Origin of the sequence: Streptococcus sp. Marseille-Q5112 (assembly GCF_916700555.1) — a bacterium.
GTDB lineage: Bacteria > Bacillota > Bacilli > Lactobacillales > Streptococcaceae > Streptococcus > Streptococcus symci.
The window spans coordinates 1-21,624 of sequence record NZ_CAKAKP010000007.1 but is presented as its reverse complement, the minus strand read 5'-3'; the positions used below and the strand labels follow the sequence as shown (position 1 = coordinate 21,624).

16 protein-coding genes are annotated in these 21,624 nt (G+C 43.1%); 10 read left to right on the top strand and 6 right to left on the bottom strand.

The genetic code is table 11. The features are described 5' to 3' along the window. The first annotated feature begins 38 nt into the window (after window positions 1-38). The 7 genes from fabG to LG372_RS06130 are packed head-to-tail and all read left to right on the top strand — an operon-like array spanning window position 39 to window position 5,980. Window positions 39-770: a 3-oxoacyl-[acyl-carrier-protein] reductase gene (gene fabG / locus LG372_RS06160; protein WP_225742363.1), complete on the top strand. Its 732-nt coding sequence runs from the start codon at window positions 39-41 to the stop codon at window positions 768-770. 21 nt (window positions 771-791) lie between these two features. Continuing rightward, window positions 792-2,027 (top strand): beta-ketoacyl-ACP synthase II, encoded by a 1,236-nt coding sequence (gene fabF, locus LG372_RS06155; protein WP_225742362.1) that lies wholly within the window; start codon window positions 792-794, stop codon window positions 2,025-2,027. Window positions 2,028-2,029: 2 nt separating this feature from the next. Further along, window positions 2,030-2,515, top strand: coding sequence for an acetyl-CoA carboxylase biotin carboxyl carrier protein (gene accB / locus LG372_RS06150; protein WP_042751651.1), 486 nt, complete (start codon window positions 2,030-2,032; stop codon window positions 2,513-2,515). Continuing rightward, window positions 2,512-2,934 (top strand): 3-hydroxyacyl-ACP dehydratase FabZ, encoded by a 423-nt coding sequence (fabZ, locus tag LG372_RS06145; RefSeq protein WP_000565512.1) that lies wholly within the window; start codon window positions 2,512-2,514, stop codon window positions 2,932-2,934. The genes accB and fabZ overlap by 4 nt, the downstream gene beginning before the upstream one ends. Window positions 2,935-2,945: 11 nt before the next feature. Next, window positions 2,946-4,313 (top strand): acetyl-CoA carboxylase biotin carboxylase subunit, encoded by a 1,368-nt coding sequence (accC, locus tag LG372_RS06140; RefSeq protein ID WP_225742361.1) that lies wholly within the window; start codon window positions 2,946-2,948, stop codon window positions 4,311-4,313. Between the two features lie 36 nt (window positions 4,314-4,349). Beyond that, window positions 4,350-5,216, top strand: a complete 867-nt coding sequence (accD, locus tag LG372_RS06135) for an acetyl-CoA carboxylase, carboxyltransferase subunit beta (protein ID WP_225742360.1) — start codon at window positions 4,350-4,352, stop codon at window positions 5,214-5,216. Then, on the top strand, window positions 5,213-5,980 hold the full coding sequence (locus tag LG372_RS06130; protein WP_125451798.1) for an acetyl-CoA carboxylase carboxyl transferase subunit alpha: 768 nt from the start codon (window positions 5,213-5,215) through the stop codon (window positions 5,978-5,980). Before accD ends, LG372_RS06130 begins: the two co-directional genes overlap by 4 nt. Window positions 5,981-6,095: 115 nt before the next feature. On the opposite strand, the gene nusB is transcribed toward LG372_RS06130, so the two are convergent. The 6 genes from nusB to gatC all read right to left on the bottom strand — a co-directional run bounded on the left by nusB (window position 6,096) and on the right by gatC (window position 10,827). Further along, window positions 6,096-6,521, bottom strand: coding sequence for a transcription antitermination factor NusB (gene nusB / locus LG372_RS06125; RefSeq protein ID WP_000203638.1), 426 nt, complete (start codon window positions 6,519-6,521; stop codon window positions 6,096-6,098). Further along, window positions 6,514-6,903 carry an Asp23/Gls24 family envelope stress response protein gene (locus tag LG372_RS06120; protein WP_000510575.1) on the bottom strand — a complete coding sequence of 130 codons (390 nt, stop codon included), beginning with the start codon at window positions 6,901-6,903 and terminating at the stop codon, window positions 6,514-6,516. The genes nusB and LG372_RS06120 overlap by 8 nt, the downstream gene beginning before the upstream one ends. A gap of 21 nt (window positions 6,904-6,924) precedes the next feature. Further along, window positions 6,925-7,485 (bottom strand): elongation factor P, encoded by a 561-nt coding sequence (gene efp, locus LG372_RS06115; protein WP_000568643.1) that lies wholly within the window; start codon window positions 7,483-7,485, stop codon window positions 6,925-6,927. A 131-nt stretch (window positions 7,486-7,616) separates the two neighbouring features. Continuing rightward, complete coding sequence (gene gatB, locus LG372_RS06110; protein ID WP_049522353.1) at window positions 7,617-9,059, bottom strand: Asp-tRNA(Asn)/Glu-tRNA(Gln) amidotransferase subunit GatB; 1,443 nt, start codon at window positions 9,057-9,059, stop codon at window positions 7,617-7,619. Continuing rightward, on the bottom strand, window positions 9,059-10,525 hold the full coding sequence (gene gatA / locus LG372_RS06105; RefSeq protein ID WP_225742359.1) for an Asp-tRNA(Asn)/Glu-tRNA(Gln) amidotransferase subunit GatA: 1,467 nt from the start codon (window positions 10,523-10,525) through the stop codon (window positions 9,059-9,061). Before gatA ends, gatB begins: the two co-directional genes overlap by 1 nt. After that, window positions 10,525-10,827: an Asp-tRNA(Asn)/Glu-tRNA(Gln) amidotransferase subunit GatC gene (gene gatC, locus LG372_RS06100; protein ID WP_000705419.1), complete on the bottom strand. Its 303-nt coding sequence runs from the start codon at window positions 10,825-10,827 to the stop codon at window positions 10,525-10,527. Before gatC ends, gatA begins: the two co-directional genes overlap by 1 nt. 165 nt (window positions 10,828-10,992) lie before the next feature. Here gatC and LG372_RS06095 point away from each other — a divergent pair, with 165 nt between their 5' ends. The 3 genes from LG372_RS06095 to LG372_RS06085 all read left to right on the top strand — a co-directional run. Beyond that, entirely contained in the window at window positions 10,993-11,685 is a 693-nt protein-coding gene (locus LG372_RS06095; RefSeq protein WP_049552708.1) for a TIGR02206 family membrane protein, read from the top strand. A gap of 143 nt (window positions 11,686-11,828) precedes the next feature. Continuing rightward, complete coding sequence (locus tag LG372_RS06090; RefSeq protein ID WP_001025437.1) at window positions 11,829-13,373, top strand: peptide chain release factor 3; 1,545 nt, start codon at window positions 11,829-11,831, stop codon at window positions 13,371-13,373. 912 nt (window positions 13,374-14,285) lie between these two features. Beyond that, on the top strand, window positions 14,286-21,624 hold a 7,339-nt coding region (locus LG372_RS06085; protein WP_225742358.1), incomplete at its 3' end, for an accessory Sec-dependent serine-rich glycoprotein adhesin.

Genomic DNA, 21,624 nt, shown 5'->3' with positions numbered 1-21,624 from the left:
CCTTCTCCCACAAATACAAGAGGAAACAGGAGAAAAGAATGCAACTAAAAAATAAAAATATCTTTATTACAGGTTCGAGTCGTGGGATTGGTCTTGCCATCGCCCACAAGTTTGCTCAGGCAGGAGCCAATATTGTTTTAAACAGTCGTGGGGCAATCTCAGAAGAATTTCTCGCTGAGTTTTCAAACTATGGTGTCAAGGTGGTTCCCATTTCAGGAGATGTATCAAATTTTGCAGATGCTAAGTGTATGGTTGATCAAGCTATTGTAGAGCTGGGTTCAGTAGATGTTTTGGTCAACAATGCAGGGATTACCCAAGATACCCTAATGCTCAAGATGACAGAAGCAGATTTTGAAAAAGTGCTCAAGGTTAACTTGACTGGTGCCTTTAACATGACACAATCAGTCTTGAAACCGATGATGAAAGCCAGAGAAGGTGCTATCATTAATATGTCTAGTGTTGTTGGTTTGATGGGAAATATCGGTCAAGCTAACTATGCAGCTTCTAAGGCTGGTTTGATTGGTTTTACCAAGTCTGTGGCGCGTGAAGTGGCCAATCGCAATATCAGGGTTAATGCTATTGCACCTGGAATGATTGAGTCCGATATGACAGCTGTCCTATCAGACAAGGTAAAAGATGCTATGCTGGCACAAATTCCCATGAAAGAATTTGGGCAGGCAGAGCAGGTTGCAGATTTGACAGTATTTTTAGCAGGCCAAGATTATCTAACTGGTCAAGTGGTTGCCATTGATGGTGGCTTAAGTATGTAGCAGAAGCTAGAGGTAAAAAAGATGAAACTAAATCGCGTAGTAGTAACAGGTTATGGAGTAACATCTCCAATCGGAAATACACCAGAAGAATTTTGGAATAGTTTGACAACTGGAAAAATCGGAATTGGTAAAATTACAAAATTTGACCATAGTGACTTTGATGTGCATAATGCAGCAGAAATCCAAGATTTTCCTTTTGATAAATACTTTGTTAAGAAAGATACCAATCGTTTTGATAACTACTCTTTGTATGCCTTGTACGCAGCCCAAGAAGCTGTCAATCATGCCAATTTGGATGTAGAGGCTCTTGATAAAGATCGTTTTGGTGTTATTGTGGCCTCTGGTATTGGTGGAATCAAAGAAATTGAAGATCAAGTACTTCGCCTAAATGACAAAGGGCCAAAACGTGTGAAACCATTGACCCTTCCGAAAGCCTTGCCAAATATGGCTTCAGGAAATGTTGCTATGCGTTTTGGAGCAAACGGTGTTTGTAAATCCATCAATACTGCCTGCGCTTCATCAAATGACGCGATTGGGGATGCCTTCCGCTCAATTAAGTTTGGTTTCCAAGATGTTATGTTGGTAGGTGGTTCAGAAGCCTCTATTACACCTTTTGCTATTGCTGGTTTCCAAGCCCTGACAGCTCTCTCAACTACAGAGGACCCAACTCGTGCTTCCATTCCATTTGATAAGGACCGTAATGGTTTTGTCATGGGTGAAGGTTCTGGGATGTTGGTTCTTGAAAGCCTTGAACACGCTGAAAAACGTGGGGCAACTATCCTTGCTGAAGTGGTTGGTTACGGAAATACTTGTGATGCCTACCACATGACTTCACCACATCCAGAAGGTCAGGGAGCTATCAAGGCCATCAAACTAGCATTGGAAGAAGCTGAGATTTCTCCAGAGCAGGTAGCCTATGTCAATGCTCACGGAACATCAACTCCTGCTAATGAAAAAGGAGAAAGTGGTGCGATTGTAGCTGTTCTTGGTAAGGAAGTGCCTGTATCATCAACCAAGTCTTTCACAGGACATTTGCTGGGTGCTGCGGGTGCAGTAGAAGTTATCGTAACAATCGAGGCTATGCGTCATAACTTTGTACCAATGACAGCTGGAACAAGTGAAGTATCAGATTATATCGAAGCCAATGTCGTCTATGGACAAGGCTTGGAGCAAGAAATTCCATACGCTATTTCAAATACCTTTGGTTTTGGTGGCCACAATGCAGTTCTTGCTTTCAAACGTTGGGAGAATGAATAACTATGAATTTAAACGATATTAAAGACTTGATGGCCCAATTTGACCAGTCAAGTTTGAGAGAGTTTTCTTATAAGAATGGGACGGATGAGTTGCAGTTTAGCAAGAATGAAGCGAGAATGGTGTCTGAAGTTGCAGCTCAAGTCGCTCCAGCGCCCGTTCTAGCAACACCGAGTCCAGTAGCTCCTACATCTGCTCCAGCAGAGACTGTAGCAGAAGAAGTTCCAGCTCTAGCTGAAACAAGTGTGACTGCTGAGGGAGATGTTGTGGAGAGTCCACTTGTTGGGGTGGCTTACTTGGCTGCTGGTCCTGATAAACCTGCATTCGTTACAGTTGGTGATAGTGTCAAAAAAGGTCAAACATTGGTGATTATCGAAGCCATGAAAGTCATGAATGAAATTCCAGCACCTAAGGATGGTGTGGTAACGGAAATTCTCGTTTCTAATGAAGAAATGGTTGAGTTTGGTAAAGGATTGGTACGTATCAAATGATTGATATTCAAGGAATCAAAGAAGCTCTTCCCCACCGTTATCCTATGCTCCTAGTAGACCGTGTCTTGGAAGTGAGCGAGGATACTATTGTTGCTATTAAAAATGTGACCATCAACGAGCCCTTCTTTAATGGTCATTTCCCTCAATATCCAGTTATGCCAGGTGTTCTAATCATGGAAGCCTTGGCGCAAACAGCTGGTGTCTTGGAATTATCAAAACCTGAAAATAAAGGAAAACTGGTCTTTTACGCTGGTATGGACAAGGTTAAATTCAAGAAGCAAGTTGTACCAGGTGATCAATTAGTTATGACGGCAACGTTTGTAAAACGTCGCGGTAGCATTGCCGTGGTTGAAGCAAAGGCTGAAGTGGATGGCAAGCTTGCAGCTAGTGGTACTCTTACCTTTGCAATAGGGAACTAAGGAGGTTCTCCATGTTTCGAAAAATTTTAATTGCCAATCGTGGTGAAATTGCGGTTCGTATTATCCGTGCGGCGCGTGAATTGGGCATTGCGACGGTGGCGGTTTATTCAACTGCTGATAAGGAAGCTCTTCATACGCTTTTGGCAGATGAAGCAGTTTGTATTGGCCCTGGTAAGCCAACAGAGTCTTATCTCAATATTAATGCGGTTCTATCAGCTGCAGTCTTGACTGAGGCAGAAGCCATTCACCCAGGTTTCGGATTTCTCAGTGAAAATTCCAAATTTGCGACCATGTGTGAAGAAGTTGGTATCAAGTTTATCGGCCCATCTGGTCATGTCATGGATATGATGGGGGATAAGATCAATGCGCGCGCTCAGATGATCAAAGCAGGTGTGCCTGTCATTCCAGGTTCGGATGGAGAAGTGCATAACTCTGAGGAAGCCTTGATTGTTGCTGAAAAAATTGGCTATCCTGTTATGCTCAAGGCTTCAGCAGGTGGAGGTGGTAAAGGGATTCGTAAGGTTGAAAAACCAGAAGACCTCGTTTCAGCCTTTGAAACTGCCTCTAGTGAAGCTAAGGCTAATTATGGCAATGGTGCCATGTACATTGAACGGGTTATCTATCCAGCTCGTCACATCGAAGTTCAAATCCTAGGAGATGAGCATGGACATGTGATTCACTTGGGGGAACGGGATTGTTCTCTTCAACGGAATAACCAAAAGGTTTTGGAAGAAAGTCCTTCGATTGCAATTGGCAAAACGCTACGCAATGAAATTGGTTCTGCTGCTGTTCGAGCTGCAGAGTCTGTTGGTTATGAGAATGCAGGGACCATTGAATTTCTTCTTGATGAAGCCAGCGGTAAATTCTATTTTATGGAGATGAATACACGTGTTCAGGTAGAGCATCCAGTAACAGAGTTTGTTTCAGGTGTGGATATCGTTAAGGAACAAATTCGCATTGCGGCAGGTCAGCCTTTATCTGTTAAGCAAGAAGATATTGTTCTAAGAGGGCATGCTATCGAGTGTCGTATCAATGCAGAAAATCCAACATTTAACTTTGCTCCTAGTCCAGGTAAGATTACCAATCTCTATCTGCCAAGTGGTGGAGTTGGCTTGCGCGTGGATTCAGCAGTTTATCCAGGCTATACCATTCCACCTTATTATGATAGTATGATTGCTAAAATCATCGTCCATGGCGAAAATCGTTTTGATGCCTTGATGAAAATGCAACGAGCCCTCTATGAATTAGAGATTGAAGGGGTGCAGACCAATGCAGATTTCCAGCTTGACCTCATTTCAGATCGCAATGTTATTGCTGGGGATTATGATACTTCCTTCTTGATGGAAACCTTCTTACCTAAATATCAAGAAAAAGAATAAAATGACTTCAAGAGTTTAAACCGAAAAGGGGAATCAATGGCTCTATTTAGTAAAAAAGATAAGTATATTCGAATCAATCCCAATCGTTCGGTTAGGGAAAAACCTCAAGCTAAGCCAGAGGTTCCAGATGAATTATTCTCCCAGTGTCCAGGCTGTAAGCATACCATTTATCAGAAGGATCTGGGAAGTGAGCGTATCTGTCCACATTGTAACTACACCTTTCGTATTTCTGCCCAAGAACGCTTGGCTTTGACGATTGATATGGGGACTTTCAAGGAATTATTTACGGGGATTGAAAGCAAGGATCCCTTGCATTTCCCTGGTTATCAAAAGAAACTAGCAACTATGCGTGAAAAAACAGGTCTGGATGAAGCTGTTGTGACAGGAACAGCTCTTATTAAAGGTCAGACTGTGGCTCTTGGGATTATGGATTCTAACTTTATCATGGCTTCTATGGGTACGGTTGTAGGTGAAAAAATCACTCGTTTGTTTGAGTATGCGACTGTCGAACAATTGCCAGTTGTTCTCTTCACAGCCTCTGGTGGGGCCCGTATGCAGGAAGGAATCATGAGTCTCATGCAGATGGCCAAGATTTCTGCAGCAGTTAAACGCCATTCAAATGCTGGTCTCTTTTATCTGACCATTTTGACAGATCCAACGACAGGTGGAGTAACAGCTTCTTTCGCTATGGAAGGCGATATCATTCTGGCTGAACCACAGAGCTTGGTTGGTTTTGCCGGGCGTCGCGTCATTGAAAATACGGTTCGTGAAAGCTTACCTGAGGATTTCCAAAAGGCAGAATTCCTATTGGAACATGGCTTTGTGGATGCTATTGTCAAAAGAAGAGATTTGCCAGATACGATTGCTAGCCTAGTCAGATTGCATGGAGGGTGTCCTAGATGAATATTGCAAAAATAGTCAGAGAAGCGCGTGAGCAGAGTCGCTTGACAACCTTGGACTTTGCGACAGGCATTTTTGATGAATTTATCCAATTACACGGTGACCGTTCTTTTCGTGATGATGGTGCAGTTGTCGGTGGTATTGGCTGGCTTGGAGATCAAGCTGTCACAGTGGTTGGTATCCAAAAAGGCAAGAGCTTGCAAGACAACCTCAAACGGAATTTTGGACAACCACATCCAGAAGGCTATCGCAAGGCCCTACGGTTGATGAAACAGGCTGAAAAATTTGGCCGTCCAGTTGTGACCTTTATCAATACTGCAGGTGCCTATCCTGGTGTGGGAGCGGAAGAACGCGGTCAAGGGGAAGCTATCGCTCGCAATCTTATGGAAATGAGTGATCTGAAAGTTCCGATTATCGCCATCATTATCGGTGAAGGTGGTTCAGGTGGGGCTTTGGCTCTAGCAGTTGCAGACCGTGTCTGGATGCTGGAAAATTCTATCTATGCCATTCTCAGCCCAGAAGGCTTTGCTTCCATTCTATGGAAGGATGGCAGTCGTGCCATGGAAGCAGCAGAACTGATGAAAATCACTTCACACGAGCTACTAGAAATGGACGTGGTGGACAAGGTGATTTCTGAAGCAGGACTTTCTAGTAAAGAACTGATTAAGACTGTCAAAAAAGAACTTCAAGATGAGCTAGCTATACTCTCACAAAAACCGTTAGAAGAGTTGTTGGAAGAGCGTTACCAACGATTTAGAAAATACTAATTCTTTAGAATATGTAAAAAACTAGAACTGGCAGTCAGTTCTAGTTTTTATGTGGTTCTTACTTTATACCAAGGGGAAAGTCAAAAGGTGCCTGGAAGACCAAACACCTTTTCGATTATTCATTTTCTTCTGTTACAAATTGACTAAGCAGTCCATTGATAAAACGGGCTGATTTTTGATCTGAAAAATTCTTAGCAAGTTCAATAGCTTCATTGACTGCTACCAGCTGAGGTGTATCAAATGATGTGATTTCAAAGATACCCAAGCGTAGTAAGTTTTTTTCGACCAAGGTCAATCGTTCAACTGTCCAGCCTGACTTGAGGTGCTGGTTGATTTGTTTATCCAACTCGTCTTTTTGAGCTTGAACGCCAGAAACCAAGTTCAGAAGAAAGGCAGGGATTTGCACATCTGCATCTTCACGGTCATGCGTGTAGGCAAAGTGACAAGCTGTTTCCATATCTGTGCCGAATTCAAGACTCATAAGAGCTTGAAAAGCGCATTTACGAAGTTCGCGTCTAGATTCTAATAGTGGACTAGTCATTGAGGAAGTCCTCGTTAAATAGATCTTTCAACTCAGGTTTTGGTGTTTTATCTGGAACGATTCCTGCAACATGGATGTTGACAGCAGCAAGTTCCACATCAGCCATATCACGAACAGCATCTTTGACTGCTTTTTGAATAGCAAGAGCAACTTTTGGTACTTTCACACCGTACTCAAGATAGAGGTAGATGTCAGCAGTTAGTTCTTCGTTGCTTTCTTTTAAGTAGACGCCACGACCAAGAGAGAGTTTTGATAGGGTATCAGATACGGATTTATTTGAAAATGAGTGGACACCATCAACTTTAGCAGTTGCGATGGCAATGATTTTTTCAAGTACACGTGGAGCGATAACGATTTCGCCAAATTGTTCTTCAATTCCCATAGAATGACCTCTTTCTAGAGATTAGGCACGAGAAACGTAAGTTCCTTCTGCAGTGTTGATGATCAATTTTTGTCCAGCTTCGATGAAGTCTGGAACGTTGACAACAAGTCCAGTTTCCATAGTTGCTGGTTTACCAGAACCTGTAACAGTAGCACCTTTGATAGATGGTTGTGTTTCAGCGACTGTCAATTCAACAGTAGTTGGTACAGTTACACCGATTACTTCAGTTCCGTAGAATTGGATTTTCACATCAGAGTTTTCAAGGATGTAAAGCAATTCATTTTCAACGTTTACGACTGGGATTTCGTATTGGTCGTAAGTTTCAGTGTTCATGAAGTAGGCAGTTTCATCCATTTTGTACAAGTATTGAGCTGGAACAGTTTCGATAATAGCTTGTTCGAATTTTTCTTCTGGACGGTAGCTTGTGTCAAAAGTAGAACCAGTACGGACATCACGTAATTTCATACGCATGATTGTGTTCCCTTTACCTGGTTTGTGGTGGCTAGCTTCCAAAACGCGGATCAATTTTCCGTCTGCAGTTTCAAATGTCATACCAGCTTTCAATTTGCTTGCTTCAATCATGTTTTTACCTCTTTAATAAATATTATTACTCTTCATTTTACCATAAAATCTTCTGGAAATAAAGCCAAAATAGTTAATGGGAGATGGTAGGAGAGAAAAAAACCAACCTCAGGGCTGGTTTCTTTTACATATTAATCTTCTTTCAATTTCGCCAATTCTTGTGCAAGTAGTTTAAGGGCAACTTGTGGGTTGGCTTGTCCTTTGGTTGCTTTCATAAGGAATCCTGTGAAGGCCTTGTCTGCGTTGCGTTTGCCTGACTTGAAGTCGGCAACAGCGGCTTCGTTATCGGCAAAGACTTGGTGGATGATTGGAATCAAGACAGCTGGATCTGAGATTTGAACCATACCTGCTTTTTCCACGTATTCACGCGCTCCACCGCCATTTTTAGCCAGGTGGACAAAGACTTTCTTAGCAATCTTAGAAGAGATAGTACCGTCTTCGATGATGGCAATCATTTCTACCAAGTTTTCTGGTGTCAATTCGATTTGTTCCAGTGTCTTGCCTTCAGCGTTTAAGAACTGAGCGACTTCGCCTTGGAGCCAGTTAGAGACTTGCTTGGCATCACCACCAAGGGCAACAGCTTTTTCAAAGAAGTCAGAAGTGACTTTGTTAGCAGTCAACTGGCTAGCATCGTAGTCTGATAAGCCAAGGTCAGAGACATAGCGCGCACGGCGTTCTTTTGGAAACTCTGGCAACTCAGTTCGCATTTCCTCAATCCACTCGTCTGAGATTTCAAAGAGAGGTAGGTCTGGTTCTGGGAAGTAGCGGTAGTCAGCAGCGCCTTCCTTGACACGCATGAGGATGGTTGCCTTGTTAGCTTCATCGTAACGGCGTGTTTCTTGGCGGATTTGACCCCCTGAGCGAAGAATTTCAGCCTGGCGTTGAACTTCGTATTCAAGACCTTTGCGAACGTTTGAGAAGGAGTTGAGGTTCTTCAATTCAGTCTTGGTACCGAATTTTTCTTGACCATAAGGACGAAGGGAGATGTTGGCATCCACACGCATAGAACCTTCTTCCATCTTAACGTCAGAAATACCAGCGTACTGGATGACTTCCTTGAGGGCTGTTAGATAAGCATAGGCTTCTTCTGGTGAACGCATGTCCGCTTCAGATACAATCTCAATCAATGGCACACCTTGACGGTTGAGGTCAACATAAGAGTAACCATCTGTACCATGGGTGTTCTTACCTGCATCTTCTTCCAAGTGAGCACGTTCGATACCGATTTTCTTGGTCGTACCGTCCTCTAGCTCTACTTCAATCCAACCATTATAGCCGATTGGTTCATCAAACTGAGAAATTTGGTAGGCCTTTGGGTTATCAGGGTAGAAGTAGTTCTTGCGGTCGAAGTGCATCTTTTTGTGGATGTCCATGTTTAGGGCAAGGGCAGCTTTGATACCAGCATCGACCACCCCTTTATTGAGAACTGGTAGAACTCCTGGGAAAGACCAGTCAATCACGTTAGTGTTGGCATTTTGGTCGTTTCCAAAGTGGGCAGAAGTAGGTGAGAAGATTTTTGAATTGGTGTTGAGCTCTACGTGGACTTCAAGTCCGATGACTGTTTCAAAGTTCATTAGTTGTCACCTCCAAAAATCACGGGTTGTTGTTTGTGGTAGTCTGTTGTTGCTTCAAAGGCAGCAGCAGCTTGGTAAATGGTTTCCTCAGAGTACTTAGGACCGATTAATTGCAATCCTACTGGAAGACCTTGAACAAATCCAGCAGGGATAGAAATTCCTGGAAGTCCAGCTAAGTTGACAGGGATTGTCAAAAGGTCAGCCAGGTACATTGCAACTGGATCATGGCTGAGTGAATCTAAGTCATAGGCTACACTTGGAGCAGTTGGACCTAAGATCAAATCATAGTCTGCAAAGACTTTTTCGAAATCTTGGATGATGAGGGTACGGACTTGTCCAGCCTTCTTGTAGTAGGCATCGTAGTAACCTGATGAAAGGCTGAAAGTACCAAGCATGATACGGCGTTTCACTTCTTCACCGAAACCTTGGCTACGGCTGTTTACATAGATTTCATCAAGGTTGGTCGCATCCTCTGCGCGGTAGCCGTAACGGATACCATCAAAGCGTTGCAAGTTTGATGAAGCTTCAGATGAAGCGATGATGTAGTAAACGGCAACACCGTATTTAGAGTGAGGAAGGCTGACTTCTTCAACTTTAGCACCCAGTTTTTCAAAGTGTTTAGCGGCATTAAGGATAGTTTCTTTAACCTCTGGGTCAATTCCTTTACCAAGGTATTCCTTAGGCAAAGCAATTTTCATGTCCTTGATGTCTTGGCCGATTTTTGAAGTAAAGTCGGCGATGCGGACAGGAGCAGAAGTAGAGTCTTTTGCATCTTCGCTGGCAATCGCGTTGAGCAAGAGAGCATTTTCCTTAACAGTCGGAGCAAAAGGTCCAATCTGGTCTAATGAGCTACCAAAGGCAATGAGACCGAAACGAGAAACCGTTCCGTAGGTTGGTTTGAGACCGACGATCCCGTTGAAGGCAGCAGGTTGGCGGATAGAACCACCTGTATCAGATCCAAGTGACAAGCGGACTTGTCCTGAGGCTACGGTTGCGGCAGAACCACTAGACGAGCCACCAGGAACCTTGCTGTGGTCCCAAGCGTTTTTAGTGGCACCGTAGTGAGAAGTCTCACCTGAACCACCCATGGCAAATTCGTCCATGTTGGTTTTCCCAACAACAATCATGCCCTTGGCTTTTGCATTGGCAACGGCTGTCGCATCAAAGATTGGCTCGTAGTTGTAGAGCATTTTTGAAGCAGCAGTTGTGAGAATACCGTCTGTAGAGATATTATCCTTAACAGCAAGTGGAATTCCTGAAAGGACATTATCAGCATCAATTCCAGCTTCATCAATAGCTTTAGCTTGAGCAAGGGCTTGCTCCTCAGCGATGGTGACAAAGGCGTTGATAGCTGTCTCGCGAGACTGGATATCTTCAAGCGTAGCTTGTGTCAATTCTGTTGCTGAAATTTCCTTAGAAACAAGGAGATTGTGCAAGTCTTCAATGGTTTTATTGTTAAAAGTCATTAGGCATCTCCTCCATCGTCTAGGATAGCTGGTACCTTGATATAGTAGTTGTCTTTTTCAGGTACGTTTTTAAACAAGCGATCACGGTCTGTTCCTTCTTCGGCCACATCAGGGCGGAGTACGGTCTTGCGGTCAGCCATGGTCGTAGTAGGTGCGACACCAGTTGTGTCAACTTCGCCCAGCAATTCAACCATGTCTACAATCTTGGATAAGGTAGTTGCAAAGGCGGCAGTTTCTTCTTCAGAGAATCTTAATTTTGAAAGATTGGCAACGTGTGTTACCTCTTCTTGCGTAATTTTCATCTTGCATCCTTTCGTGAAATGATGATTTTGAGTCTGTTCTATTTTACCATATTTTCCTATAAATAAGGGAGCCAAACTGAAAAGAAATAGAAATTGAAAAATCGTTTTTAATTCGCTATAATAGTTAAACTAGAAAAAAGAAAAAATAAGAGTTAGGATAGAAACATGTTCCATCAATTTATCACCAGAACTCAGACAGTCCCTCCTCCCATTTCACTTTTTTGGTATGGGGTTATGATGCTGGTCTTAATGCTTTGTATTTATGGGGCACTTGCTTATCACAAAAATCCGAAATTTGTATACTTGTTTAAGGGGATTCAGATCCTCCAGTTGCTAGCACTCTATAGTTGGTATGTTGGTTTTGGGATTCCATTTTCTAATAGCCTTCCATTTTATCATTGCCGTTTAGCTATGTTTGCTGTGGTTTTCTTGCCTGATAAATGGAAAAGCAAGCAGTACTTTGCCCTCTTAGGAGCAAGTGGAGCTGTCTTTGCACTGGTTTACCCAGTTTTTGACCCCTATGACTTCCCCCATATTACCAGTTTTTCATTTTTGATTGGGCACTATGCCCTTCTAGTGAATTCCTTGGTCTACTTGATGAATCACTATGACAAGAGCCTACTCAAGAAATATATGATTGTAGTCTATACCTTTATCCTCAATCTCTTTCTAGTTGGGGTTAATCAGGTGACTGGTGGGAATTATGGCTTGTTAAATAAGACACCTTTTATTCCTGATGCCCCCCTATGGCTAAAGTACCTACTTGTGTCCGTCATCCTTTCACTGGCTCTGGTTCTTTTTGATATCTTGTTCAAAAAACGGTGGAAAAAGAGAAACCAGGTGAAATCAGTGCTCTAGCTAACTTTTTTCATCGGATGAGCAATTGAAAAACTACTCAAAATCCGATATAATGGGGTGTTGAAAGGAATGGGGAAATCCAATGTAGAAATCATTCTTAGCTATTGAAACAAGAAAAATAGAGAATCAAAGAAAGAGAACTTATGAATATTCAAGAAGAAATTAAGAAACGTCGTACTTTTGCCATCATCTCCCACCCGGACGCGGGGAAAACAACCATCACCGAGCAGTTACTCTACTTTGGGGGCGAGATTCGTGAGGCTGGTACCGTAAAAGGAAAGAAAACAGGGACTTTTGCCAAGTCTGACTGGATGGATATCGAGAAGCAACGTGGGATTTCGGTGACTTCATCTGTTATGCAGTTTGACTACGATGGCAAACGCGTCAATATCCTCGACACACCAGGGCATGAGGACTTCTCAGAAGATACCTATCGTACCTTGATGGCGGTGGATGCTGCGGTCATGGTTGTGGACTCTGCCAAGGGTATCGAGGCCCAAACTAAGAAATTGTTTGAAGTTGTCAAACACCGTGGCATTCCCGTCTTTACCTTTATGAACAAGCTGGACCGTGACGGTCGTGAGCCACTGGACCTCTTGCAAGAATTGGAAGAAGTCTTAGGTATTGCGAGTTACCCGATGAACTGGCCAATCGGGATGGGGAAAGCCTTTGAAGGGCTTTATGACCTCTATAACCAACGCTTGGAGCTCTATAAGGGGGATGAGCGTTTTGCCAGTTTAGAAGATGGGGACAAGCTTTTTGGTAGCAATCCTTTCTACGAGCAAGTCAAGGATGACATTGAGCTTTTAAATGAAGCTGGGAATGAGTTTTCAGAGGAAGCTATCCTTGCTGGAGAATTGACGCCAGTTTTCTTCGGTTCAGCTTTGACAAACTTTGGTGTGCAGACCTTCCTTGAGACCTTCCTTAAGTTTGCTCCAGAACCACATGGTCACAAGAAAACAGATGGTGAAATTGTGGATCCTTACGATAAGGACTTCTCAGGATTTGTCTTTAAGATCCAAGCCAACATGGACCCTCGTCACCGTGACCGTATCGCCTTTGTCCGTATCGTATCAGGTGAATTTGAGCGTGGCATGAGTGTCAACCTGCCTCGTACTGGTAAGGGGGCTAAATTGTCTAATGTTACTCAGTTTATGGCAGAAAGTCGTGAGAATGTGACCAATGCCGTGGCAGGTGATATTATCGGTGTTTACGATACAGGTACTTATCAGGTTGGGGATACCTTAACAGTTGGAAAAAACAAGTTTGAATTTGAACCACTGCCAACTTTTACACCTGAAATTTTTATGAAAGTTTCTGCTAAGAATGTCATGAAGCAGAAATCCTTCCACAAGGGGATTGAGCAACTGGTGCAAGAAGGGGCTATTCAGCTTTATAAGAATTACCAAACAGGCGAGTATATGCTAGGCGCTGTAGGTCAACTCCAGTTTGAAGTCTTTAAACACCGCATGGAAGGCGAGTACAATGCAGAAGTGGTTATGAGCCCAATGGGTAAAAAGACCGTTCGTTGGATCAAGCCTGAGGACTTGGATGAACGGATGTCATCAAGCCGAAATATCTTGGCTAAAGACCGTTTTGACCAACCAGTCTTCCTCTTTGAAAATGACTTTGCCCTCCGCTGGTTTGCGGACAAGTATCCAGATGTAGAGTTGGAAGAGAAGATGTAACTCAGTACCAACAATTGGAACTAAAGTTCCTAATTGTTGGACGCTAGTCGCTATTTGGCGAACTAGCTAACTGCCTTACTAACTACGTTTGGCAAATGAAATCGATTTGCCAAACTCCGTGTCGTAGTTCAGTAAATATACTTGATTGTGTAACAATCTAAGTAACTAACGCCAAGTTTCTAAGGAACTTAGCTAGGCGCTCCACTAGTAAAGTTTTACGAATAGTATCGATTCGTAAAACTTTACGTCGTAACTGGTAGGAAGTAGTCTAGCTAACTGCCTCACTAACTGAGTTTTACAAATGGAATCGATTTGCCAAACTCCGTGTCGTAGTGTAACAATCGGTTTACCTAAATGCTTTACTAGGAAAAATCCACGAATGGTATCGATTCGTGGGCTTTTCTGTCGTAATAAATTGAAAATAGACGAGCTAACTAGAAAAAACATCCATAGAATGTCCATGATTATAAGCTAATCGTGGGCATTTTTGATAGGAGTTACAGAGGAGAATTGATTTGTTTAGAAGCAATTTTTTATGAAAATCTATTGTCACAAGACCTACCTCGATAGTATTTTTTGCATTACATTATGAATTTATCAATGAAACATGAATAGTCAAGTTTTTATATTTTGTTTATATAATATGTTGAAAATCCGAACGTTATATACTTTTTACAACTAAAATAAATTTAGCTATATATATTTTAAAAAGTTATTTGAGGCTTTTTATACCAAGCTATTAGATGCTGTTAGAGAACTTATAAATAGTTGGACATTTCAAAATATTTGAATGGTGATATTATATAAAAATATATCAAATTTCTTGACAAGCGTTTGCATTTAAAGTATAATTTGAGGGTATGATTAAATGGGCCAGAGTGCACTCTTTGGTATAGAATGAAAGGATAAAACATGTTTTTTAGACGTCAGAAAGGTGAATATAGAGAAACCGACCGTGTGACGAGATACAAGTTAATCAAATCAGGAAAACATTGGTTGCGAGCTTCAACCTCTCTTTTTGGTTTATTCAAGGTCTTACGGGGTGGTGTAGATACGACTCAAGTCATGACTGAAGTGGTAGAGGATAAAGTGAATCCTTCTATTACAGGTCTGGATATTATCAAGGGACTTGCCGCCACAGGAGCAGTTTTAGGTGGTAGTCTTGCTACTCAAACAAAAGTATTTGCAAATGAAACAGTAGCCGTGGAAAAAACACTGGAAAATCCAGACCTTTTAGTTACAAATGATACAGCAGTTTTGGGGACAACATCTCTAAGTAACTCGGAAAATTCTGCTAGCTTGTCTACTTCTATGAGTGAAAGCGCTTCGATTTCAGAATCAGCTTCTACTAGCAGTTCAGCTAGTACTTCAGCCAGCACTTCAGCAAGTGCTTCCGCTAGTACGTCAGTTAGTGCCTCAGCTAGCACATCATCTTCAGCTAGCGCTAGCGCTTCAGATTCCGCTAGTACGTCAACTAGTTTGAGTCAATCTGCTAGCCAAACAAGTAGCGTGTCAACATCAGTAGGAGCTTCCTCAGAAAAAACTGTATCTGAAGTTCAAGATGATAAGAAAGTATCGACTCAAAATGAATCAAAGGTTGCCAAAATTGATTCATCAATTTTGAAGCCTGCTGCTATTGAGTCAAATGTTGTTAAAACAAATTCAGATACAACAAGTTTAGTTGGTGCAACAGCTGCAACCTTGTCATCTGTAGAAACTTCTGTAAAGAAAAATGAAGAAAATCGTAAGAAGTTAACCAAGTTATCAGCCGAAATGGGTGAATACTTAGCGAAGGCTGCTGGTTTACCAAACACTGATTCTGCAATTACTAAGGTAAATGCAGCAGTGACAGCTATTGAAAAAGCTTTGGCAAATCCAACGAGTGACTGGACAGCGGTGGTGCAAAAAGCGACTCTAGCTCGTAATTCTATTGTCAATGCTGTTTTGAGAGCCAACTCAGGTGCGCGTGATGCCCGTAATGGTCAAGCCATGTTGCGTGATGCTTCCCTTCGTGCAAGTTGGGCTCCTTCTCAAAATGATAGCCGTATGACAGTAAGTAGTCCAGTTGCTACTTTTGATAAGGCTACTGGTATCGCGACGTACACCATGAATGTTCAGGCTAATAGTGCTTTGAGCAATGTGGGTGTTAAAATAAATGTCGGCCGAGGTGGTCATGTCCAAAGTGCAACATTTAATGACAATCAGATGACTCCAACCTTTACTCAGGGTTCTGAAATTGTTTATAATTACAGACATGGACAAAATAGAAACTTAAACGGTACGATTGTAGTCAAAGTTAAATACGATAACAATGTTCCGACTGCGACTGCAGATATGCAGGTTCAGGTTAGCTCGGCACCTATCGGACAAAATACTCAAGGGAATGCTTCTAGAGTTCAAACGGCAAGTGTTCCAACAGGGTATAATGAATCAAAACCGACGCCAAAACCTTCTGTAAGTAAATCAGGTCCAAATATTGAAATAAAAAAAGGTACTCATTTCGATGTCTATAATGATGATAGTATTGATCTCGAAGTTTCTATACTAAAAAATGGAACTAGAATTCATTCATATGGATCAAGAGGTGGAGACCCTATTCCTGGCGTTACTTATGATGGTCCTCTGATGGGACAAGCGATAAATAGACTGAATCCAAACTATAATCCTAATGATCCAAGAAATAAAAATCCATTTCTCAATCAGCCTCGGGAATATGAAAATATTGGCAGTCATATACATGGAACTGTAGGTAACGGTGATGCATCTGCTACAGTAGGAAAAACCTATACCTATCTTATTGGAGCAGTTGATTGGGGTAATAAATCATCTGAAGCAACTGTTACCTACACCATCAAAGGATTCAACGAGCGTCATGATGTTCAGAGTGGAGATGTTGTTCAAGTTAAGGATTTGGAGCATTTAACGCCGCAAGAAATTGGAGAAGTTTATAATAACTTCATTAATAATGCAACCAATAAACGTGATTTACTATCTAATCAAGATCTCGCTAAGACAGGAGTCCAGCCAAATGTGACTTCAGATGCAAATGGTACCGTTTTAACCTTCCCAGGTACTAGAGCGAAAATTGAAGTCTCAACAAATGGTACGATAACCGTTACCTATCGTGATGGTACCACAAGTACTATCAATGCTGCCTTGGAAAAATACGATCCAATTGCTAAAGTACCGAAAGTCTATACCTATATTGGAGAACAGGCGAGCGACTTGGGAGATGCGAGTAACTTTATCCAACGTGCTAACGGTAAAGCATTCCCAAATGGAACAAGAATTACTTGGAAACCAGGGTCAGAAATTAATACTGCTGAGACAGGGTCTAAACAAGCAGTTGCCCACATCGAATATCCTAATGGCGGAAGCGAAGATGTTACTGTAGATTATGAAGTTCTAGCGACAATTAAGCCTAAAGGTCCAGTAAATGATATTCAAGGAACACAACCTCATAAGGGAACAGTTTGGCATAATTATGTTGATAAAGAAGGAACTGCTGGATATCCAAGTGGTGCAAGCCAAGCTTGGAGTAAAAATGGTCAAGTAGTTTCTGGCTCACCTATCAATACAAATGAGGCAGGAAGCAATACCTACCAAGTGACCTTTACCTATCCGGTAGGTCGTATGGGGGAAAATGACACTAATAAACTAAGTAAAACTGTTGATGTTGTCCATGATGTCTATAAGTTTGAATCAAATCGTTCTTATGTCTTTACTCAAAATAAGACAGATGATCCAGCTTATAAACAAGCTGTAGCAAATCCGCAAAACGCGGTTACAAAAGTATCGGGAAGCCCAACTTTTAACGCGACAAACACTAATTACAACTGGGTAGGTGGTGCTCCGTCACTCACTGAGGTAGGAACCTTTACTAAGGAAGTAGAAGTAGAATTACCTGCAGATTCAACAGGTGTCAGAGTTAAACAAAAAGTCCCTGTTACTGTGAAAGTAAATCCACAAGCGCCTGAAATTGCATCTGATTCAGTTACTGAAAAAGGTGGTTTGCCAAATCGTTCGATTGTGGTAAATAACGTAACTCCAGGAGCTACAGTGACCTTGACTATTGCTGGTCAGACAATTCAAAAGCAAGCAACAGGAACAAGTGTGACATTTGGACCGTCTGATTTGAAACGGGTTACTGATGCCAATAATGGACTCTTACCTACAGGAAATGTAACGGTTAAACAAGAGAAGGTTGTTCGGGATCCAAACGGTAACAATGTAACTCTTCAATCTGCCACATCTTCTAAGACGATTACTAACGAAAATGTAGCTCCAAATCCTGAATTTGAAATCTATGTTAAGAATGGTGGTAAGTGGGAAAAACTTTCTCCGAAAAATAATGTCCGTCCTGGTACGAGTGGGTACGAAATTTTTGCCGGAGATGAAGTTAAAGTTGTCTTGAAAGGTTCAGATAATAGTGGCAAACTTAGAGACTTGAAACTTTATGATGGTGTTTCTGATAAAGATAGAATATTCCAAAAAGGATATTCTTCGAATGATGATGCGCCAGGGTTCAAGAATACACCAACGAATGCTCCTGCTACTTTGGAGTATACGGCGACTTATAATCCTAATCAGGAATATGCTGATAAAAATACATGGAATCTCGGGACCAAAGCTGTAGACTTGTCTAATAACGAAGCACGTACTCCGACAGTAGTTGTTGCTCAAGGTAAATTGAATGAAAGATTCCCTGGTAAGAAGCCGTCAGTAGTCTTTCAAGTTGAACATCCAAACGCTCTGAACCAGCGTGAGAAAGATAAGATCTTGGCTGCTGTGAAAACAGCAAATCCAGAGACTGCAAACCGTATTAGAAGTTATTCTATTGCAGAAAATGGAACGGTGACCATCACTTATAAAGATGGAACGGTAAATACGGTAACACCGGATATATCAGATTCAGATTACCGTGCATCAGTGTCAGCAAGCACAAGCGCGTCAGTATCAGCGTCAACCAGTGCCAGCCAAAGTGCTTCAACGAGTGCATCTAAGTCCGCATCGACCAGTGCAAGTCAAAGTGCTTCAACAAGTGCGTCTAAGTCTGCCTCAACAAGCGCAAGTCAAAGTGCTTCAACAAGTGCATCTAAGTCAGCGTCGACAAGTGCAAGCCAATCAGCAAGCACGTCAGCTAGCCAGTCAGCATCAACAAGCGCCAGTCAATCAGCAAGCACGTCAGCTAGCCAGTCAGCATCGACAAGTGCAAGTCAATCAGCAAGCACGTCAGCTAGCCAGTCAGCATCAACAAGCGCCAGTCAATCAGCAAGTACATCGGCATCAGAATCAGCGTCGACAAGTGCAAGTCAATCAGCAAGCACGTCAGCTAGCCAGTCAGCATCGACAAGTGCAAGTCAATCAGCAAGTACATCGGCATCAGAATCAGCGTCGACAAGTGCAAGTCAATCAGCAAGCACATCAGCGTCTGAATCAGCATCAACAAGTGCAAGTCAATCAGCAAGCACATCGGCATCTGAGTCAGCATCAACAAGTGCAAGTCAATCAGCAAGCACATCAGCATCTGAATCAGCGTCGACAAGTGCAAGTCAATCAGCAAGCACATCGGCATCTGAATCAGCATCAACAAGTGCATCAGAATCAGCAAGCACATCGGCTTCTGAATCAGCCTCAACAAGTGCTTCAGAATCAGCAAGCACAAGTGCATCAGAGTCAGCATCAACAAGCGCCTCTGAGTCAGCAAGTACAACAGCATCTGAATCAGCAAGCACATCGGCTTCTGAGTCAGCGTCAACAAGTGCATCAGAATCAGCAAGCACATCGGCTTCTGAATCAGCCTCAACAAGTGCATCAGAATCAGCAAGTACATCAGCTTCTGAATCAGCATCAACAAGTGCCTCTGAGTCAGCAAGTACATCGGCTTCTGAATCAGCCTCAACAAGTGCATCAGAATCAGCAAGCACATCAGCGTCAGAATCAGCGTCGACAAGTGCAAGTCAATCAGCAAGCACATCGGCATCTGAGTCAGCGTCAACAAGCGCGTCAGAATCAGCAAGCACAAGCGCATCTGAGTCAGCATCAACAAGTGCATCAGAATCAGCGTCAACAAGCGCGTCAGAATCAGCAAGCACGTCAGCTTCTGAATCAGCGTCAACAAGCGCATCTGAGTCAGCGTCAACAAGTGCATCAGAATCAGCAAGTACATCAGCTTCTGAATCAGCATCAACAAGCGCATCTGAGTCAGCATCAACAAGTGCGTCTGAGTCGGCAAGTACAAGCGCATCTGAGTCAGCATCAACAAGCGCGTCAGAATCAGCAAGCACATCGGCCTCTGAATCAGCAAGCACAAGCGCATCTGAGTCAGCATCAACAAGTGCATCAGAATCAGCGTCAACAAGCGCGTCAGAATCAGCAAGTACATCAGCTTCTGAATCAGCATCAACAAGCGCATCTGAGTCAGCGTCAACAAGTGCATCAGAATCAGCAAGTACATCAGCTTCTGAATCAGCATCAACAAGCGCATCTGAGTCAGCATCAACAAGTGCGTCTGAGTCAGCAAGCACAAGCGCATCAGAATCAGCGTCAACAAGCGCGTCTGAGTCAGCATCAACAAGTGCATCAGAATCAGCAAGCACAAGTGCTTCTGAGTCAGCATCAACAAGTGCCTCAGAATCAGCAAGCACAAGTGCGTCTGAGTCAGCATCAACAAGTGCCTCAGAATCAGCAAGCACATCAGCTTCTGAATCAGCGTCAACAAGTGCCTCTGAGTCAGCAAGTACATCGGCTTCTGAATCAGCATCAACAAGTGCCTCTGAGTCAGCAAGTACATCGGCTTCTGAATCAGCAAGCACAAGCGCCTCTGAGTCAGCATCGACAAGTGCGTCTGAATCAGCAAGCACATCGGCTTCTGAATCAGCGTCAACAAGCGCCTCTGAGTCAGCAAGCACATCAGCTTCTGAATCAGCGTCAACAAGTGCGTCAGAGTCAGCAAGTACATCAGCCTCAGAATCAGCATCAACAAGTGCGTCAGAGTCAGCAAGTACATCAGCATCTGAGTCAGCGTCAACAAGTGCGAGTCAATCAGCAAGCACATCGGCTTCTGAATCAGCAAGCACATCGGCTTCAGAATCAGCATCGACAAGCGCCTCTGAATCAGCAAGTACATCAGCATCAGAATCAGCGTCAACAAGCGCTTCTGAGTCAGCAAGCACATCAGCATCTGAATCAGCAAGCACAAGCGCATCAGAGTCAGCGTCAACAAGTGCCTCTGAGTCAGCGTCAACAAGCGCCTCTGAATCAGCATCAACAAGTGCGTCAGAGTCAGCAAGCACAAGCGCCTCAGAGTCAGCATCAACAAGTGCGTCAGAGTCAGCAAGCACATCAGCTTCTGAGTCAGCGTCAACAAGTGCATCAGAATCAGCAAGCACAAGTGCGTCAGAGTCAGCAAGCACATCGGCTTCTGAGTCAGCGTCAACAAGTGCATCAGAGTCAGCAAGTACATCAGCATCTGAGTCAGCGTCAACAAGTGCAAGTCAATCAGCAAGCACATCAGCTTCTGAGTCAGCGTCAACAAGTGCGAGTCAATCAGCAAGCACATCAGCTTCTGAGTCAGCATCAACAAGTGCTTCAGAATCAGCAAGCACATCGGCTTCAGAATCAGCGTCAACAAGCGCGTCAGAATCAGCAAGTACATCAGCGTCTGAGTCAGCGTCAACAAGTGCGTCAGAGTCAGCATCGACAAGTGCAAGTCAATCAGCAAGTACATCGGCCTCTGAATCAGCATCAACAAGTGCGTCAGAGTCAGCAAGTACATCGGCTTCAGAATCAGCAAGTACATCAGCATCTGAATCAGCATCAACAAGCGCCTCTGAGTCAGCAAGTACATCAGCATCTGAATCAGCGTCAACAAGTGCCTCTGAGTCAGCAAGTACATCGGCTTCTGAATCAGCGTCAACAAGCGCCTCAGAGTCAGCAAGTACATCGGCTTCAGAATCAGCCTCAACAAGTGCCTCTGAATCAGCAAGCACAAGCGCATCAGAATCAGCGTCAACAAGTGCGTCTGAGTCAGCATCAACAAGTGCATCAGAATCAGCGTCAACAAGTGCGTCTGAGTCAGCATCAACAAGTGCATCAGAATCAGCAAGTACATCAGCTTCTGAATCAGCGTCAACAAGTGCATCAGAATCAGCAAGTACATCAGCATCTGAGTCAGCGTCAACAAGTGCATCTGAATCAGCAAGCACATCAGCTTCTGAGTCAGCGTCAACAAGTGCGAGTCAATCAGCAA

What these genes read in the sequence shown, in the direction of transcription:
- fabG (WP_225742363.1), top strand. Translation starts at nt 39, where the DNA reads ATGCAACTAAAAAATAAAAATATCTTTATTACAGGTTCGAGTCGTGGG.
- fabF (WP_225742362.1), top strand. Translation starts at nt 792, where the DNA reads ATGAAACTAAATCGCGTAGTAGTAACAGGTTATGGAGTAACATCTCCA.
- accB (WP_042751651.1), top strand. Translation starts at nt 2,030, where the DNA reads ATGAATTTAAACGATATTAAAGACTTGATGGCCCAATTTGACCAGTCA.
- fabZ (WP_000565512.1), top strand. Translation starts at nt 2,512, where the DNA reads ATGATTGATATTCAAGGAATCAAAGAAGCTCTTCCCCACCGTTATCCT.
- accC (WP_225742361.1), top strand. Translation starts at nt 2,946, where the DNA reads ATGTTTCGAAAAATTTTAATTGCCAATCGTGGTGAAATTGCGGTTCGT.
- accD (WP_225742360.1), top strand. Translation starts at nt 4,350, where the DNA reads ATGGCTCTATTTAGTAAAAAAGATAAGTATATTCGAATCAATCCCAAT.
- LG372_RS06130 (WP_125451798.1), top strand. Translation starts at nt 5,213, where the DNA reads ATGAATATTGCAAAAATAGTCAGAGAAGCGCGTGAGCAGAGTCGCTTG.
- nusB (WP_000203638.1), bottom strand. Translation starts at nt 6,521, where the DNA reads ATGACTAGTCCACTATTAGAATCTAGACGCGAACTTCGTAAATGCGCT.
- LG372_RS06120 (WP_000510575.1), bottom strand. Translation starts at nt 6,903, where the DNA reads ATGGGAATTGAAGAACAATTTGGCGAAATCGTTATCGCTCCACGTGTA.
- efp (WP_000568643.1), bottom strand. Translation starts at nt 7,485, where the DNA reads ATGATTGAAGCAAGCAAATTGAAAGCTGGTATGACATTTGAAACTGCA.
- gatB (WP_049522353.1), bottom strand. Translation starts at nt 9,059, where the DNA reads ATGAACTTTGAAACAGTCATCGGACTTGAAGTCCACGTAGAGCTCAAC.
- gatA (WP_225742359.1), bottom strand. Translation starts at nt 10,525, where the DNA reads ATGACTTTTAACAATAAAACCATTGAAGACTTGCACAATCTCCTTGTT.
- gatC (WP_000705419.1), bottom strand. Translation starts at nt 10,827, where the DNA reads ATGAAAATTACGCAAGAAGAGGTAACACACGTTGCCAATCTTTCAAAA.
- LG372_RS06095 (WP_049552708.1), top strand. Translation starts at nt 10,993, where the DNA reads ATGTTCCATCAATTTATCACCAGAACTCAGACAGTCCCTCCTCCCATT.
- LG372_RS06090 (WP_001025437.1), top strand. Translation starts at nt 11,829, where the DNA reads ATGAATATTCAAGAAGAAATTAAGAAACGTCGTACTTTTGCCATCATC.